The organism is Vibrio coralliirubri, from assembly GCF_024347375.1.
Lineage (GTDB): Bacteria > Pseudomonadota > Gammaproteobacteria > Enterobacterales > Vibrionaceae > Vibrio > Vibrio coralliirubri.
Map to the genome: position 1 here is coordinate 1,397,151 of NZ_AP025471.1, position 17,288 is coordinate 1,414,438.

Sequence of the window (17,288 nt, forward strand, 5' to 3'; positions counted from 1 at the left end):
CTGTCTATGTATTCGATTAAACAGAACCTTAGAAAGGCCCTAGCTCGATCATTTGAGCAATCACAACTGAAATCAAAGCGCCCACCGACCAGAACAAGAACAGTGGCAAAAAGAAACGAACCCACTTGGTGTAAGGCACTTTTGCAATAGCCAATACCGCTAACAAACCACCATTGGTTGGGTAAATATAGTTAGAGATACCATCACCTAATTGAGAAGCCAGTGCCGCCACTTGGCGAGTCACTTCACCAATATCTGCCAATGGAATAATGATTGGCATGGTGATCACCGCTTGGCCACTGCCAGACGGAATGAATAGGTTGATCGCAGCCTGCGAGAAGTAAATCCCTGCTGCTGCCACAAGTTTAGAGCTACCAGAAATGATCTGTGCAAGATAGAAGATAATTGAATCAACAATCTTCGCGTCTTCCATAATGGTCAACACTGAGCGAGCGAAAAAGATGATCAGTACCGCAACCAATACGTCGCTAACGCCTTTGGTCCAATACTCACATATCTTGTTCGGAGATAAACCCGCCACCAAACCCGGAATGATCGCCATCGCCACGAATGCACCCGCAATCTCGGTGAAGCCGAACCCCATCGTCAACGTGCCGAAGATCATGTATGCGAACACGCCCAAGAACGCGATGCCCGCAAGCTTTTCACGTGTGGTCAGTGTTTTCGCTTCAACGTTAGATTCGTAGTGGTAACCCGTACCGTGCAACAAGCCTTTGGTCGGGTCTTGCTTAACTTTACGCGCGTAGTTAAGCACATACCAAGCACCCGTTAGCAACATGAACATGCCAACAATAAAGCGATACCACATGCCTGAATACATAGGCAGTTCAGCGATAGTGTGTGCGATACCCGTAAAGAATGGGTTAGCCAAAGCGGCGGCGAAACCGGCACAACTTGCCAGTAAAACAACACCAAGTGCCGTAATCGCGTCATAACCAAGCTTGATACAGATCGGGATCATCAAAGAGATAAAAATGACATCAAGTTCACGCATACCGGTGAAGGTAACGTTGAAGAAGATCGCCGTCATGATCACAGGTGCAATCACGTATAAGCCTTGTTTGTTTAGCTTAGTGGTTAGTGCAACAACGGATGCGTCTAACAAACCCATGTGTTTGATAATGCCAAAAGCACCACCCACAAATACCACAACGCCCATCACGCCAGAAGCGGATTTGAAGCCTTTAAAAAATGATTCGAAAAAAGAGGCTAATGTTGTTGGGTTGCTGGTCAATTGTGTGTAGCTGTCTGGGTCGATAACCGTGCGGCCATTCATGACCACTCGCTCGAATTCACCAGCAGGGATGAAGTAAGTTGCGATTGCAGCAACGATCACCATGATAACCAAAGAGAGAAACGGGTGGTTTACTTCTTTCTCTGTCGGCGCTGTGTTACCAGCTTGAGATGTAGGTACGGATGTGGATACCGTAGTCGTCATATAGACTCCTTATTTGTCAGCAACTAAGGTTCACTTAGCCGCCGAGAGGGATTTTTGGAAAAACGAAACCCTTCACGCTGAACTAAGTTCGCGCTAATTTAGGCTGTTTCAAAAAGGCCTTTGATAGATGGTGCTCTCAAATGTACATAGTGAAGTAGTGAGTACTACTCTCTTTGCGTCCGAGCAAAATGCAGATGTTCAGCCAAGTTAGGCCAAACTGAATGAGGTCATTACAAGCAGGTAAACAGAAAAGTCTGTTTTGGTAATGCGTTTTTTATCAATTACAAAGACAAGCGGCGCATACTAGCATAACGAGTCATGAATTGTCAGAAAAGTGTGAGTTTCGTCATGTTTTGGTGAGCAACAAAAAAGCGCCCACTAATAAGCAAGGCGCTTTTCTGCAATCGAATCGAGTTACTTAGGTGCTAATTCGTAGTTTTCTTACATCTCATGAGGGGCAATCCCGTACTCATAATCCGCTAAGTAACCATCCTTATAGACCTTCATTCCCTTCTCATCCCAGCTCACTTTGATCATCGCCGTGTTGCCATCTTCACTGCCTAACAGCTCAAGCATTTCTGCATCAATCTTAATGGCTTTGATGGTTTTAATACGCTTAAACGGCTTAAATTCAGCGGTCGAGGTTGGCAAAGAACCGTAGCTGCTGATCCACGTATCTTTAGGTACTAGCCATTGGTTGAAAACATCATCAACAATCGCTTTCGGCATGCTTGCGATAACAACAGAATCTGTCATTACGTTGTTTGTCTCTAGGCTGTAACCGCCCTTTCCATCCGAAACATAAGTAGGAAAATCAATGCCAATTTCAGACTCAGCTGGTAAACGGCCTAAGGTGACCGACTTCTTAACGTACAGTTCTGCCGTTTCAAATTGCTGCATGATCTCAGGGATCTTCTGAAATTCAACTGGGGCAGCAAAAGCATTAAAAGCGAAAGAAAGGGAAGCTGCAATTGCAGCGAATTTAACAGGCATTTTCATGATAACGGATCCAAATAGAAGATAGCTGTTAGAGTATCCCGTACTAACAAATACCTCAATAAACTGCAGCGTATTATATTTGTAATTGTGATACTAAGTGATGAAATCATAAATAGTTACTTTGCCCTTTCACTTCAGCTCGGCCCGCCTAGTTTCGCTGCTCTTCAGTTTCAACCTAAAAAATCTCAGTCATTTTTACCGTACTGTCAGCCTTATGTCAGTGGCGCAAAATGGTAAGTCCTGTCTTTGAACAAACCTAAAATGAGACCTCGATCATCATTTTGAGGTTCTCATGAAGGCTATTTACATCATTGCTGCCGCGTTATTGCTGAGCAGTTCCTTAGCAAACGCAAATGTGCACAAGTGGAAAAATACCGAATTTCAGACCTACTCCGACAAAACACAGGTCAGGTTTTTATTGGTAAACCGTTACACCAAACAAGCGGATTACTACCTGCGAATTGATGACAAAGAGTTTCCAAACAAGATCCAATTGGATGCAAACCAAGAGATAGAGCTGGATATCAATGTTAAGACGCCAGCCGCTCAAATAACCAAGAAGAAAATTTGTACGCGCATGGTGACGGATTCCCCGAACAGCTACGAAGTATGCACAAACCTTAAATTCAAACGATATTAACGACATTCAAGCGGTATCAATTATGCGGAGAACAATCAAAGCGTTACTTAGCGCTTTATTTACTGTCGCTTCATTGGCCATTGCTTCACTGACAAGTCCGGCATTGGCAAACCCAATACCGAGTGTGTCGAACCCTTCAGGTACCGACCGAGTTCGAACCTCTGAAGGGGCTTCATGTGAGCAAGCGATTTCCACAGGTAAAACCGTTCAGTTCGGAACCTACGGATCAACAGGTAATGAAGATAGCGACAGCTATTACAACAATTATTACTACCAAAATCAGGATGAGGCAGGTGTATACGCGGCTGTGACATTCCAATTTGGTGGTGAGGATCGAGTTGACTGTCGTCGACTCTACGAGTTCGAGCTCCGTGAGCGAGAACGTTTAGAAGAGCTAGCTCAAGCGGAACATGAGCTAAAGCTATTACAAATCGAAGCAGAGAAATATCGCCTGCTGAAGATGAAACAAAGCAATACCACTTTTTCGGAGTAAAAATGCTTAATAGAAAACCACTACTTGGCCTAGCTGCCATGTCTGTATTTTCCACTGGTTCGGCTTTTGCCATACCACCTGACCATCAAGATGACAAAACAGGTGATGTTGTATTCTCAGCATCTGTCGAGTCTCAATGTGGCATAGAAGCAACAGAAGACCAAGCCGACTTAGCTTTTGGCGAAAATTACAATGAATCTCATGCAACTGTAAAGTTAGTCAGCAACAGAAACGGAATCAAAGTTCGAGCAGAAGAGATCAAAATCGAATCGTTTGACGGACAAATTCAAAAGAGCGATGTGTTTTTCCAGTCAACGGGTACAACAGAGCTAGACCAATCGGCAGTTAGCTGGGAATCGGGTGTAGACATCACTCGAGATCAAATACGTGAAGATAACAATATGAATCTTTTCGCTCGTGTTGCGGTTGATGAAAGCAATCTCGATGCTAGTGATGATTACGAAGTAAAAACAAAATGGAAGATTGAGTGTAACTAACCCATCATCTCTCCCGCGGTAAGCCCTTTAATCATGAGGGCTTACTGACCCAGAGGCACTATGAAAACTCTAGTTTTATTCTTGGCGATATTGTTTATCGCGCCCTATGCCGTGAGCACAGGGTTTGATAAGAAAGAAGTCGAACATTTCAATCAAATGTGCGTCGATGGCTCAGACAACCACCAACGCCGAATCTTTGATGCACTGTCGAATTCTGAATACATCGATTGGTCGAGTATCGAATTAATCGACACCGAAAGTCGCGTTAACTACACCGATACTACCGTCGAAATTAAGCAAACCGACCGTGTCACGTGCGATCTTATTGTCGAATACAAATATCATCATGCCGATATTGTACTGAGCTCAAGCTATCAGGTCTCTCTCAAAGATAAGCAAACCATCAGTAATGTGGCGGTTACTGAACAAGCGGTCACGGACTTTATTGTCCGCGTTATGGTGAACTAACATGCTACGATTGATTGTCGCATTCACTTTAGTCAGCTTATCCAGTTGTACATTGGCATCCAATAACCACTCAACATTAAGCTTTAAAAAACATGTGAGAGAACGCTGCGGTTTAGAAGTGATCAATAACCAAGGTGAGATGAGTTTTGGTCGAGAATACGATGGCAGAGCCATCACGCTCAAGCTGGAGTCCAATCGCAAAGATTCTCGATTATTGCTCAAACTGCAACATATTGACCTAGGCTCAATTGATGAGTCTCGTATTTCAGAACTTGTGCGATTCAAAGTCGAGACGCCGGTTCGTTATGAAGGCGACATTAATTATTGGCGTCAGGGCGTCGAGTTTCCTGTCGATCAACTTGCATCCAATAAAGAAGTCGATATTCGAGCACGTATTACTATACCCGAGTCTCAACTCACAGCAGGAGAGTTTCACTTCAATATGGAGTGGGCAGTTGAGTGTCTATAAATTAGTAACTTAAGCTGAGTTTTTAATCAAAGAAGAAAAAAGTGAGTGAGCTGGAAAGAAAATCAATGGAGTGACAAGTTCGGAATTATAAAACCGATAAAGAGAGATTCACTGGGAATTCGCTGTAGGTTAGCGCAAATTATCAAGGATGGAGTTTTTTTGAACATGTCTCTAAAACACGAAACATAATATGCGATCAGTTCATCAGACTTTCAAGGGAGTAACAAGAGAATATTTGATAACACTGAAGTCAATCACACATGTGCTAATTCTCAGTTGGTTAATCTATCCGATGTTTGCTACGTTTAAATGACACAGTCATTGGAAAGGTATGATTTATGAAAATAAATGTTCAAACACATCATGTATCAATTAACGACGAGTCACGCAAAGACATCGAAGGTAAATTCGAGAAGATATCTAACCATTTCCCATCACTGATCAGTTGCGACATCATCATTACTAAAGAACACGGTCAACATCAGGTTGAAGTATTCACCAACTACGAAGGTGTACGAGTAACAGCAAAATCTACAGACGATGTTATGTACCCAGCTATAGCTTCAGCACTCAAGAAACTTGAAGCAGGCCTAAGTAACCGTAAGGGACAATTGAAAGCCGACCTACACGAGAAACCAACAAGCACGAAGCCAGAGATTGCTTCGGACATCATCCAAGAGATGAAATTGGTCTAACTCGATAAGTAGTTAAAGCGAAATAACGAATAGAAACTTATTAAGAATTTCAAAGCCAGCACATGTTGCTGGCTTTTTCGAGCTTACAGCCAAGCAACCCCTCCCTTCTTTACCGCCTTTAGAATTCAGCTCAACCCCACATCATTTTTAACGCCCTTAAGTTCTTAGCAGCTATAACAATCACTTGTGGTATTTGATACAGTTATAAGCAGAAATTTAGACCACAACGGAATGTTTATTATGAAGAAAATCGCGTTGATACTTTTCCTTGCCACTCAATTAATGGCTTGTACAGAAGTGGGCAGTGAAGCTTGGTGTGCCGATATGAAAGAAAAGCCTAAAGGTGACTGGACGGCTAATGAAGCGGGCGATTTTGCCAAGCACTGCATTTTTTAAGCGGGTTGTATTTAGCAATTCAGTACACCCCACTCAATGAAGCAAGTGAGCAGTTACAGTATGGTTTACTTATCTCTGTAAAACGGTACAAACAAAAAATCGCATAAGTTAACGCTTATGCGATTTTTGTATGGAGAGATTCCTAGCTAATTTGTTAGGAACTTAGAGAATAATCATCCCATCTCGATAAGTCAGTGCTGGTGCGACATCTTTGCCAAGTAATACTGGGCCATCGAGGTCGACGATTTCAGATTGAACCGCAATAGGCAGAGCTGCACGCATCGCCAACGATGTACCAAGCATACATCCCGACATCAGAGTAAATCCGAGCCTTTGGGCTTCTTCTGCAAGTACCAATGCTTCAGTCAGACCGCCCGTTTTATCGAGTTTGATGTTGACCATTTCATACTTACCCAACAGCGATGAGAGCTGTGAAGTGGTATGACAGCTTTCATCAGCACAAAGTGGTATCGGGTGCTTGATGTGCGCCAGTGAGGCATCGTGCTGTTGGGGTAACGGCTGCTCGATCATCGCAATATCAAATTCTGTCAGTTGATTAAACAACTCTTCGAGATTCAATCCTGTCCACGCTTCATTTGCATCCAAAACAATTTGAACATCTGCCGCGGCTTCTCGTACTGCACGAACACGTTCTACCACTTGCTCGCCATCAAGCTTCACTTTCAGAAGTTTCGCACCATTCGCCACATAGTCTCGAGCCTGAGTCGCCATCGCTTCTGGCGTACCAATCGAGACGGTCATTGCAGTCACAATTTGAGCAGGCAACTCAAACAAGCTATTCGGAAAGGTCTGGTCGTTCTGCTGAGCTTCAAAATCCCAAAGCGCACAATCGACTGCATTTCGCGCTGCCCCTCCGGTCAATAAAGACTGAAGGTGATCTCTTAGCTCTGACGGATCGGTAACGCCTCGTTCAAACATAACTTCTAGTGCACTAGACGCTTGTTGAATTTGCGCTAACACAGACTCCGATGACTCACCGTATCGTGGGTAAGGCGTGCATTCGCCCTGAGCTCGTTTGCCATCATGTTCAATGTAAACACGAACAACGTGACACTCAGTTCGACTGCCACGAGAGATGCGAAAAGGCGTTTGCATCGCGATAGTAATGGGTTCTGCTGTAATCTTCATAATTTCACTCGGTTGATGTTCGCTTTAACAAATGGAAACGTAGAAATGATGAAGTCGTTAAAGTGAATGTCGCAAATGCTCAGTAATGTGTTGTACACCAAAGCGCACTGGATCTGTCACCGGCACTTGATAGAGTGTGGTCCATTCTTGGCACAATGTCTCAGCATCTTCAATGCTAATCGCCGACGTGTTCAAGCAGATACCCACCAGCTTCGCGTCTGGATTGGTCAGTCGCGCCGCTTGCAAGTTGGCTTCAATCGTCTGTTTTATGCTTGGTAATTGAGCATGAGGAAGGTTACGAATATGAGGTCGCCCAACTTCATGACACAGCACCAAAGCATCCGCTTGTGCGCCATGTAAAAGACCCAAACTCACGCCTGCAAACGAAGGGTTGAACAAAGAGCCTTGCCCTTCAATGATGTCCCAATCGTGGTCGGTAAAATCAGGGCTAATCGCTTCAACTGCGCCAGAAATAAAATCCGCAACCACAGCATCAATCGAAATACCGCTGCCTTCAATCAAGATACCCGTCTGCCCTGTCGCTTTGAATTGAGCGGATGTACCTGACTCTTTAAGCGACTTTTCGATAGCTAAAGCTGAAAACATTTTGCCGACTGAGCAATCTGTTCCGACAGTAAGCAGGCGCTTACCTTGACGAGGCTTACCGTTACCAACATTAAGAACACCGTCAAAATGGCGTACATCATGAAGCTTAGTCAATCCTTGTTGCTGCATGTCAGCAAGCGGTGAAAATTCACTCAACCGTTGGTGCATGCCAGATGCAATCTCATATCCCATTTCTGCAGCGGCCATAATGGTTGACTGCCAAGAGTCAGGAATTACACCACCCGGATTTGCGGTGCCAATCACCAGCGTCTTCGCACCCTGCGCTTGCGCCTCTTGCAAGGTCATGTCCGTTAATCCCAGTGAAACGGTATCGTCAGTTAAACGCAGTTGGCCTAGGCAGATTTCAGGGCGCCATTGGTGAATGCCACGAGCTGTTTTTGCGGCGAGTGGGTCAGTAACATCCCCAAGAAAAAGAAGGTAAGGTTGAGCGATCGACATGAGTATTCCTAATTAATAAGTCCTTGTATGGATTTACTTTAATTAAGAACTTCGAAGGTGCCGAATTCCTATTTATGGCGAGCCTATAACCTTAAGTTATAGGTTGAGTATGGGTTTTCAATGAAGCGATAAATTGCTTAACGGAAATCGACTGAGGGGTGTGCTCTGCGCAAAGCATCGATACCGAAAATTGGATGTCTGGTTGAAGCGGCAACACACAAACCGAGTCGTCATTTTGATATTGTTCTGCCGTCCACGGATCAACAATCGCAAACCCCGCTTGGTGCTTGACCAGTTCCGCCGCCGCGCTATACCCACGTACATAGATTGGATGGTGGTAATGCTCATCTCGCGCAATAAGGCTTTGATGTAATAGGAGGCCTAGTGGATCGCGACTATCAAGCCCAATGATTGGTAGTGGATAATTGATAAGATCATCTAACGTTAATTCCGCGGGTAAATGATCAACCGTATTGGAAGGAACCAAAACCTTGAGCGATTCGGTTAATAGCGTTTCACTTAATATGGCAGGCGGCGTTTCATCGCCAAACGCGATAGCAATATCAAGCTCATGCTTTAATAGCCCAGCACACAGTTCGTCACGGTTAGCTGTTAGTAACTCAAAAGAAATCTCTTGATCGCGAGACATTTGGGCTATTACCGAAGTCAGCAATTTAGTCGCCAGAATCGGTGGCGCACCAATACGTAAATGCTGATGTCCTTGCTTGACTTTATTGGTCAAAGAGCGAAATTGACCCAGTTGCTGATAAACCTTTTCCGCTTCTGGCAGCAAGGTTTTCGCTTCAACCGTTGGTACTAAGCGCCCTTTAACTCGTTCAAATAAACCAAACCCGAGTTGTTGCTCGGTATGTGCCAAAATACGGGTCACGTTTGGTTGCGACACATGCAAGCTGCGAGCGGCTCCAGATACAGTTCCGGTCTGCATAATGGCGTAAAAGACTTCCAACTGTCTTAGGTTCACATTGATGTCCTTATGGTTCACGAAACAAATCTAGGGGTTGGCTTTTCTGGTATTAGCTAAGCTGTTTATCGGTCTAGCTAGCTTTTTGCGTGAGTCTATTTTAGTAGCTCAGCTATCGCAGGTTGAAGCACCTCAGCCCAAGCTTGGTAAGCCTTCGCATTCAAATGCAGGTCATCACACGAATATTCGTTCGAGAGAAGCTGATTAGGTGACAATACTGAATTTACATCTAAAAACGCAATGCCTTGCAGGGAACAGTACTCGCTTATCTTGCTATTGAGCAGTTCAACCGACGGATTCAAACCTTGCAGTTTAGAGCCCACATAAAGCGTTGATTGCACCAATATGCGAATATCATTTTCTTGCCACACCTTAAGCATATCAATGTAGTTCTGGTAGATATGGTCGACATCATAACCCTGAGCTAAATCGTTTATCCCTGCCATAAAGCAAACCAGCTTGGGCTTCACATTCAACGTGGTATCAATACGGCGTAACATGCCCGTTGTGGTATCACCCGCGAGACCGCGATTGACCATCGAGATATCACGGAAAATATCCGCCCACGGTGCCCACTCGGTGATCGAATCACCAAACATCACTAAATCTGCATTTGGAGAAAAGTGGCGATGATTATCTGATGTCATGATGTAACGACTCATGCTGTGACCTCGTTGCTGAATCTCAGACTGAAGAGCGACCGCTTTGAGGATCTCGCTATCTGGCGTGGCGCTATCAAATTGAGCCAGCAATCCTTCGATATGAGGCTTAAAAGGGCTAAGACGAGTGCTCAATTGATGATGTTCTTTAAGGGAAGATAACCTCTCTAGTAATGCATACAGAGAGCGGTTTTGACCAACTTCTTGGAATAACTGATAGAGATCGAGGACAGGGTGTTGCTGTAGCGCGGCAAGTAATTGCTTGTCTTCCATGGTGTTATCTAACCCTTCAATTATCTAGTAATGAACTCAAGATAATATCCGATTGCGTACGGGATAGATAACACTAGAAGAAGAGAATTACTTTTCTTTGATTAGCAGGTGATTACGGTTATCGCGGCTTTTCTTAATAAGCTCGTTGCTCTCGTCCATTTCATCTGACTTAGCAAGGCGATCATAAAGCAGCACGTTAACTGTCGCAGCCAAGTTCATGCAACCAACCGTTGGTACATACACGACGTGATCTGCTCTATCGGCGACATCTTGAGAAATAGAACCGTCTTCAGGGCCAAAGATATAGATGGCATTTTCTGGGTGTTTAAAACGCGGCAGTGGTGTTGCACCTTCAGCGAGTTCTACACAAACAATTTTCGTTTCTGAATCAAGGTTATCCAAAAAGGACTCGACACCCGTTAGTGGGATAGTACGCGCAGCACTCTTGGTATCGGTGTGAAATTTAGCGGCTTTTTCGTAGCGCTGCCCTGTGTATTTAACTTCGTCGACTTGGTAACAACCAGCCGCGCGCATAACAGCACCAACGTTTGTCGGGCTCTTTGGGTTAGTTAAACCAATAGTCACATGGCTTTTGTTCATGAATCTTTCTCACTTAACGAATAGACATAGCAGGGTGCTACAAAGCGTCGCATTCTACCAAAGCAGCGGTAAATTCAAAAGCATCGTAACAAACCACTCTTTTTGTCATTAAGCCCCTAGTTGCAATGCTTCTAACATCAAAAATCTAACCGCCATCATGTTTATAAAACAAAAACATTTCTGGATAACAATTCAACAACAAGTCCATTTACATTTTAAAACCACATTAATAATGTGTTGAAAATTGCATGAGATAATCACACAGGAAGCGTGACATGACCCTAACCATCAAAAACCGCCTTTATATTCTCTCTTTCATTCCCTTGTTACTAATGGCAATTGGCATGATGAGCGTGACGTATATGAAGAGCACCGAGCTAACCGCACAGCAAGTAGAATCGACGCGTAGCAATATGATGGCGATGAAGGAAAAGGAACTCAAAGCGTACCTACAAATGGCCTACTCTTCGATCAGCCCATTTTTGGATAGAGGTGCAACATTAGAAGAAGCCTTACCGACATTAAGAACATTAGAATATGGCGAGTCTGGCTATATTTTTGGTTATGACTCGAAAGGTGTTCGAGTCGTTGTTGGGCAAAATAACGATGGTATTGGTAAAAACTACTACGACCTGCAAGACAAAAAAGGCAACTACCTTATTCGTGACCTGATCAAGAACTCAAAGCTTGGTGAGTTCACCACCTACTACTTTCCAAAACTTGGTCAATCAGAAGCCCTACCGAAACTGAGCTACTCGATATTCGTTCCCCAGTGGGACTTGATGCTAGGCACAGGTTTCTATACTGACGACATCGATGCTGTAATCGCAGAGATGAAAGAGAGCTCGAATGTCGCGTTACAAAGCTCATTGACGGCCATCGCTATATTCTGTGGTTTAATTGCCCTAGTAGTTGCTGTGTTTGCCGTTGCTGTCAACCGCACCATCATGCAACCACTCGAGCAGTTTGACCGTTCAATCAGTGCATTCGCGAGTGGCGAAGCCGATTTGACCGCTCGAATGGAAACCTTCAAAGCGCCTGAGTTCACGAAGCTCAGCGAGAACTTCAATGCCTTTGTAGCAAGCCTGCAAACCATCATTCGCAGCGTAAGTGATGTCGGGCAACAAGTAGTAGCCGAGACATCTAGCATGTCTTCTCGCGCTGCGCAGGTCGACGAAATTGCTACAGGGCAACGTGAAGAGACAGAACAAGTTGCAACGGCGATGACTGAGATGACCACAACGGCGCAAGAGATCTCTAGCAACGCTAGCCAAGCGGCGGATTCCGCAAAGCTCGCAGAGGGCAATGCCAAAGAAGCGCAACAGATAGTAAACGCAGCTGCAGACTCGGTGGCAGGCCTAGCGAGTGAAGTGTCAGAAGCGAACACCGTGGTGTCTCGTTTAGAAGGCGATGTACAAAACATCTCCTCTTCATTGGCGGTCATCCAAGACATTGCCGAGCAAACTAACCTACTTGCGTTGAATGCCGCGATTGAAGCTGCGCGGGCGGGCGAACAAGGGCGTGGGTTTGCTGTAGTAGCCGATGAGGTACGTCAGCTAGCAAGCCGTACTCAAGAGAGCACTGGCGACATTCATAAGATGATTGAGCAACTTAAAGCTGCCTCAGATGCTGCCGTGAAAGCGATGGATTCAAGTCAAACCCGAAGTGCGCAAACCGTGGAAGAAGCGAATGCCGCAGCCGAAGCACTGGCGAAGATCCAAGCGTCGATTGATACCATCATGGACATGAACTCGCTTATTGCGACAGCCACTGAACAGCAAAATATTGTGGGCCAAGAGATATCTCAACGCATCGTGGTTATTTCCGACCAAAGCTCACAATCGGCCGAACTCGCGAATCAAAACCGTACAGGTAGCCAAAACCTCAACAGTCGTGCAAATGAGCTGTACCACTTGGTAGATCGCTTCACCGTCTAATACATTTTCTGTCTAGTAAGCCGTAATCAAACGCGACTTAACCCTAAAACACGTCGGGCTTCAGAATCTCTATTCTGAAGCCCGAACTTTTTGAGTTATTCAATTTTAAGACCAACAGAAAAGTCCCCTCTCCCTCGCTACTCATCTTAAGTTTTAAGTACCTATTTTCAGAAGTTGGTTAAGCTTATTGAGTTGGTGTAGATCATCGATTCGAGTATAAGGACGCAATATGTTTAATTCAGATAAGAAGAAGGTTCGCGATTTATTGATAGCCACTCGCTTTGGCGTATCGGCTTCGGAGATGAAAACCATTATTGGTGTAGAGCAGAACAAAGCGATGAAGTGTATTCTTCAGCTCAAACAAGAAGGTGAAGACATTCGAACACTTGGCGAAGGCAGCAACCCAGAAGAGTTGGTTTTATATTCTATCGGAGAAATTGAGCCTTAAGCTCGCTAAATTTTAGTCTGAGTTTGAGTTTTAGCTTCTAGACAGGTGGCGTTAAGCGGGCAATCTTGACACTTGGGTTTAGGGTTACAGAACTGCTGACCATGTTCGACTAACAAACCATGATAATAGCCGTACCTTTGTGTATCCAGAGGGATCACGCTTTCCATCAAGGCTCGAAATTTTTCATACGATTTAGGCACATCGAGCCCATTGCGAGTGAAGATCCTTCTTGCATACGCATCAATCACAAAAGACGGTTTACCTATCGCGTACACCAGAATCGCATCAGCCGTTTCACCACCGATTCCTTTGACTTCTAATAGCTTTTTTCGGAGCTGATCTTTGTCCTGCTCTCGCACCACAGACATATCGTATTGGTATTTCGAAAACCACTCAGTCACGGCCTTCAACTTAATGGCTTTTTGATTGTAGTAACCACTCGAACGAATCTTTTGGGCAAGCTCATCAAGATCCATCTCAGCGATTGACCTTGGGTCGAGCTTATCGCCTAAGTTGATGAGTGCTTTCTCTGCATTCTTCCAGTTGGTGTTCTGAACCAGAATAGCGCCTAGAACTATCTCGTAAGGGTCTTCCTTTTGCCACCAATCAAAATAGCCATAGTGCTGCTCAAGGGTATTAAATACATCGAGTATTAGCTCACTTTGGTTAGTAAGATCCTGGCGGCCGACAGTCATACACTAATCCAATTGTTCAGAAAGGAAGTCCACCAGCAGACGAACTTTAGAAGATAAGTTACGGTTCTGAGGATAAAGCGCCCATATGCCTTCCTTGTCATCTCGATAGTCGGACAGCACCTCAACCAACTCACCAGAATCAAGGTCTTCACTCACGTAGTATTCAGGTAACTGCACCAAGCCAATGCTCTGCTTAGCTGCGTCTAACAAGGCTAAACCACTGTTGCACTTAATACGTCCATTAACACGAACTGAGCGAGGGCGACCATTTTCTTTAAAGCGCCAGTGTTCAAATCCACCGACTAAACATTGGTGATTATTTAATTCAGACAATGTATGCGGCTCGCCATAACGTTCAATATATTCAGGGCTTGCACATACATAGAGTTGGCGTTGAGAGAGCTTCTTCGCCACAAGGCTTGAATCTTCCAAACGGCCGAGACGAATCGCCACATCAACACCAGAATCGATAAGATCGAGCTTTTGATTGGTCAACATCAACTCTAGTTCTACCTGCGGGTGAAGCTTTAAGAATTGATGCAGTATTGGGGCGAGTTGGCGCTCACCATAAGTCACAGGCGCGGTGACTTTCAGTAAGCCTTTGGGTGTGGATTGCATCTGCGTGACCGCAAGCTCAGCAATTTCTAAACCTTCGACCAACAACTTACATTGTTGGTAGTAGAGTTGCCCAGCCTCTGTTAGAGACACCTTTCGAGTCGTTCGATTAAGCAGTTTCACCGCGAGTCGTTCTTCGAGGTTTGCTACTCTACGACTGATTTGAGCCACTGACGTAGCGAGCTTCTGCGCCGCACCAGTAAAGCTTTCACGCTCTGCCACTGCAACAAACTCACTTACCCCTTCCCAATTGGCCATGCCTTTACCTTATGCTGAACTTTGGTTACCCATACAGTGTATTGAAGTTAGATATCAGTGTCACCTTGCTTGATTTGCGCTGGGCATAAATCTTCGGCACCTAAAGTCATTCCCTTACAGAACCATATTTTTGTCCTAACATTAACCTCACCCCCTATTTCTAGGGTGAGAATCTCTAAAACACTGGTACAACAAAGTAAGGTATCCCTATGAAGAAGTTAATCATACTTGCATCAACTCTTGTACTCAGCACCACAGCGTTTGCAGCAACTAAAACAACGATTCAAGAAACAACGCTAAAATCTGACACATATGCTAATGAAGCCGAAGCATACGATGCAGGCACCAACCTTATGGATGAGTTAAGTGCAAAAACACCTTTTGAGCTTTCAAGAGAACTGCCACAGTTCCAACAGACAACCAAATACGATTCGTTCAAGATTGATGACGCGAACATGGAAGTGAAAAAAATCACTAACATGAACGGCGATATCCATTACCAAGCGAACGTAAAAGTTGACTACCGTTACACATATAAAGACGGTCGTAGCAGCTAACACTGAATGATTGATTTGGTCTAAAGACTAATCACCTAGTCAAAAGACTGATCACCTAGCCAAAAAGAAAGCCCGCACTCACAGAGTACGGGCTTTTTTGTCGTTCAACGCTGATTAATGGGACTCAATACGAGCAACCATTATCAGCTTATATGCGTCTGTCTAATTTTGAAGATCACACTTCAAACTGAGACACAAGGCTATCTAGCGCTTCACACTGTTCGGCCAATGCCATACATGCATTTTCTGCGCTGCTCGCCATCTCAACCATTTGCATGGTGCTTTCTGCGATGCGTTGAACATTCTTATTCACTTCTTCAGACACTTGAGACTGTTGCGAAGCCGCTGTAGCGATTTGTGTGTTCATGTCGTTCATCTTTCCGATTGAGTTGCGAATCTCACTCAATGAAGACGCTGCAGTTCCTGCTTGAACTATGGTTTTCTCGCCACTCACTTTGCTTTCAGTCATCACGCCAACCGCATGTTTCGCGCCCACTTCTAAACGTTCAATCATTGATTGGATTTCGCCTGTGCTGTCTTGAGTTTTGCTCGCAAGCGCACGGACTTCATCAGCCACAACCGCAAAGCCACGACCTTGTTCACCCGCTCGTGCCGCTTCAATTGCCGCATTCAAAGCAAGTAGGTTGGTTTGTTCTGCAATGCCTTTGATCACGCCAAGGATTGAGGCTATGTTCTTCACGTCTGTGTCCAGTTCTTGAACCACACCACCCGCGTTCTCGATATCTTGCGCCAGGCGTTCAATCGAAGTCACGGTTAAACCAAGCGTGGTATCAGCCGATTCCACTTCATGGTTTGCAACGTTACTTGCGGTTGCTGCGTCTAATGCATTACCACTCACCACTTCACTGGTTGCTTGCATTTCATGGACTGCCGCAGCTACCACTTCACTTTCTCGTTGTTGGTTCGATGAAAACTCAGCAACACTTTGCGTTAACGATTTAATGTTTTCCATCTCAGCGCGTACTGCATTCGATGTGAAAATAACTTGTTCGACGGTGACATGGATCTTGCCAACAAACTGGTTGAAAGCGGAACTCAAACGAGCGATCTCATCATTACCTTCGACCTTCATACGTTGAGATAAGTTACCGTCTCCCGATGCGATCTCATTCATTGCTTTCTCTACGTTCTGGATTGGCTGAACGATAAAGCGATTTGATAACCACATCGCGAAAAGTGCAGCGAAAACAGCAACCGCCATACCCACTTCGATGATCAACTTACTCGATTCAATAGAGTCATCGGCTTGCTGACGAAGCTCTTTCTGTTTCAGTTCAATCAGAGTTCGGATATCGCGCAGTTGAGTCCGAATGATCGCAAACTCAGCATCGAGCGCTGTCGAGTAATCAATATTGTATTGGTCTGCGTTTGCTGGATCAGCGAACATTGGCTCGTGCAGTGCCACCCACTTGCTCATCGCGTTTACAAGCTTTGATAACTCGCCACGTGAAGATGGATCCAACACGCCCGCTTGATACAAGGTTTCGACACTTTGAAAACGAGGAACCGCTTTGTAAGCGTTGTCTTTAAATTCAAACTTTTGGTACTCGATCGCTGCTTGGTCTTTGGCAAGTAACAGACCTTGTGCCGAAGCGATAATCTGGTAGATATCTCGGTAGCCATCTTCTAGGTTATCTAGCACTGGCTGAACCACATTATTGAGCTCATTATTAATCGCAGCTTGAGCATTTGATCTGATAACGTTGAGCACAGTAACGGTAGAAAAAACAATCACAATCACCAACAGCGGGATCGCGATTTTACTCTTAATCGAAAGATTATTGATATTCATTGGGATTAATAACCACACTTCAAATAGGGATGCGCGCGCAATATACAGCACACATATGCAATCTCACTAAGGATTTGTGAGCCCCATCTCATAGCAAACGATGTCGTTAATTTTCGTGGTG

20 protein-coding genes are annotated in these 17,288 nt (G+C 44.7%); 10 read left to right on the top strand and 10 right to left on the bottom strand.

The window, feature by feature from the left end; all coding sequences use genetic code 11:
• Positions 1-28 precede the first annotated feature (28 nt).
• The gene (locus tag OCV20_RS22955; RefSeq protein WP_086774187.1) at positions 29-1,459 is read right to left on the bottom strand and encodes a YfcC family protein; all 1,431 of its coding nucleotides are present in this window, start codon (positions 1,457-1,459) and stop codon (positions 29-31) included.
• A 441-nt stretch (positions 1,460-1,900) separates the two neighbouring features.
• Entirely contained in the window at positions 1,901-2,458 is a 558-nt protein-coding gene (locus OCV20_RS22960; protein WP_086774188.1) for a hypothetical protein, read from the bottom strand.
• Positions 2,459-2,750: 292 nt separating this feature from the next.
• On the opposite strand from OCV20_RS22960, the gene OCV20_RS22965 reads away from it, so the two are divergent.
• The 7 genes from OCV20_RS22965 (at position 2,751) to OCV20_RS22995 (ending at position 6,116) form a co-directional block, all read left to right on the top strand.
• Positions 2,751-3,098, top strand: a complete 348-nt coding sequence (locus tag OCV20_RS22965) for a hypothetical protein (protein ID WP_086774189.1) — start codon at positions 2,751-2,753, stop codon at positions 3,096-3,098.
• A 22-nt stretch (positions 3,099-3,120) separates the two neighbouring features.
• Entirely contained in the window at positions 3,121-3,591 is a 471-nt protein-coding gene (locus OCV20_RS22970) for a hypothetical protein (protein WP_050643743.1), read from the top strand.
• A 2-nt stretch (positions 3,592-3,593) separates the two neighbouring features.
• Positions 3,594-4,088, top strand: a complete 495-nt coding sequence (locus tag OCV20_RS22975; protein ID WP_086774190.1) for a hypothetical protein — start codon at positions 3,594-3,596, stop codon at positions 4,086-4,088.
• A 60-nt stretch (positions 4,089-4,148) separates the two neighbouring features.
• On the top strand, positions 4,149-4,556 hold the full coding sequence (locus OCV20_RS22980; protein WP_086774191.1) for a hypothetical protein: 408 nt from the start codon (positions 4,149-4,151) through the stop codon (positions 4,554-4,556).
• Between the two features lies 1 nt (position 4,557).
• On the top strand, positions 4,558-5,025 hold the full coding sequence (locus tag OCV20_RS22985) for a hypothetical protein (protein WP_238382731.1): 468 nt from the start codon (positions 4,558-4,560) through the stop codon (positions 5,023-5,025).
• A gap of 338 nt (positions 5,026-5,363) precedes the next feature.
• Positions 5,364-5,720, top strand: coding sequence for a ribosome hibernation-promoting factor, HPF/YfiA family (gene hpf, locus OCV20_RS22990; RefSeq protein WP_048611638.1), 357 nt, complete (start codon positions 5,364-5,366; stop codon positions 5,718-5,720).
• Positions 5,721-5,960: 240 nt separating this feature from the next.
• Positions 5,961-6,116, top strand: coding sequence for a DUF3012 domain-containing protein (locus OCV20_RS22995; protein ID WP_017061679.1), 156 nt, complete (start codon positions 5,961-5,963; stop codon positions 6,114-6,116).
• 162 nt (positions 6,117-6,278) lie between these two features.
• On the opposite strand, the gene dgcA is transcribed toward OCV20_RS22995, so the two are convergent.
• From dgcA to OCV20_RS23020, 5 genes are all read right to left on the bottom strand, one after another.
• On the bottom strand, positions 6,279-7,265 hold the full coding sequence (gene dgcA / locus OCV20_RS23000; protein ID WP_086774192.1) for an N-acetyl-D-Glu racemase DgcA: 987 nt from the start codon (positions 7,263-7,265) through the stop codon (positions 6,279-6,281).
• Between the two features lie 57 nt (positions 7,266-7,322).
• Complete coding sequence (gene dgcN, locus OCV20_RS23005) at positions 7,323-8,330, bottom strand: N-acetyltransferase DgcN (RefSeq protein ID WP_086774193.1); 1,008 nt, start codon at positions 8,328-8,330, stop codon at positions 7,323-7,325.
• Positions 8,331-8,421: 91 nt separating this feature from the next.
• Positions 8,422-9,312, bottom strand: a complete 891-nt coding sequence (locus tag OCV20_RS23010) for a LysR family transcriptional regulator (protein WP_086774194.1) — start codon at positions 9,310-9,312, stop codon at positions 8,422-8,424.
• Between the two features lie 95 nt (positions 9,313-9,407).
• Positions 9,408-10,244, bottom strand: coding sequence for an SGNH/GDSL hydrolase family protein (locus OCV20_RS23015; RefSeq protein WP_086774195.1), 837 nt, complete (start codon positions 10,242-10,244; stop codon positions 9,408-9,410).
• An 87-nt stretch (positions 10,245-10,331) separates the two neighbouring features.
• Complete coding sequence (locus OCV20_RS23020) at positions 10,332-10,844, bottom strand: RNA methyltransferase (protein WP_017111519.1); 513 nt, start codon at positions 10,842-10,844, stop codon at positions 10,332-10,334.
• A 275-nt stretch (positions 10,845-11,119) separates the two neighbouring features.
• On the opposite strand from OCV20_RS23020, the gene OCV20_RS23025 reads away from it, so the two are divergent.
• A complete protein-coding gene (locus OCV20_RS23025; RefSeq protein WP_086774196.1) occupies positions 11,120-12,781 on the top strand; it encodes a methyl-accepting chemotaxis protein in 1,662 nt (553 codons plus the stop codon).
• Positions 12,782-13,010: 229 nt separating this feature from the next.
• Positions 13,011-13,229 carry a hypothetical protein gene (locus tag OCV20_RS23030; protein ID WP_050620063.1) on the top strand — a complete coding sequence of 73 codons (219 nt, stop codon included), beginning with the start codon at positions 13,011-13,013 and terminating at the stop codon, positions 13,227-13,229.
• 5 nt (positions 13,230-13,234) lie between these two features.
• Here the strand turns inward: OCV20_RS23030 and OCV20_RS23035 are convergent, their stop codons facing one another.
• Both OCV20_RS23035 and OCV20_RS23040 read right to left on the bottom strand, forming a co-directional pair.
• Positions 13,235-13,924: an endonuclease III domain-containing protein gene (locus tag OCV20_RS23035; protein ID WP_086774197.1), complete on the bottom strand. Its 690-nt coding sequence runs from the start codon at positions 13,922-13,924 to the stop codon at positions 13,235-13,237.
• A gap of 3 nt (positions 13,925-13,927) precedes the next feature.
• Complete coding sequence (locus OCV20_RS23040) at positions 13,928-14,797, bottom strand: LysR family transcriptional regulator (protein ID WP_048611669.1); 870 nt, start codon at positions 14,795-14,797, stop codon at positions 13,928-13,930.
• Between the two features lie 209 nt (positions 14,798-15,006).
• Between OCV20_RS23040 and OCV20_RS23045 the strand changes: the two genes are divergently transcribed.
• A complete protein-coding gene (locus tag OCV20_RS23045) occupies positions 15,007-15,354 on the top strand; it encodes a DUF3316 domain-containing protein (RefSeq protein ID WP_086774198.1) in 348 nt (115 codons plus the stop codon).
• Between the two features lie 175 nt (positions 15,355-15,529).
• Here the strand turns inward: OCV20_RS23045 and OCV20_RS23050 are convergent, their stop codons facing one another.
• Positions 15,530-17,167: a methyl-accepting chemotaxis protein gene (locus OCV20_RS23050; protein ID WP_050643733.1), complete on the bottom strand. Its 1,638-nt coding sequence runs from the start codon at positions 17,165-17,167 to the stop codon at positions 15,530-15,532.
• Positions 17,168-17,288 lie beyond the last annotated feature (121 nt).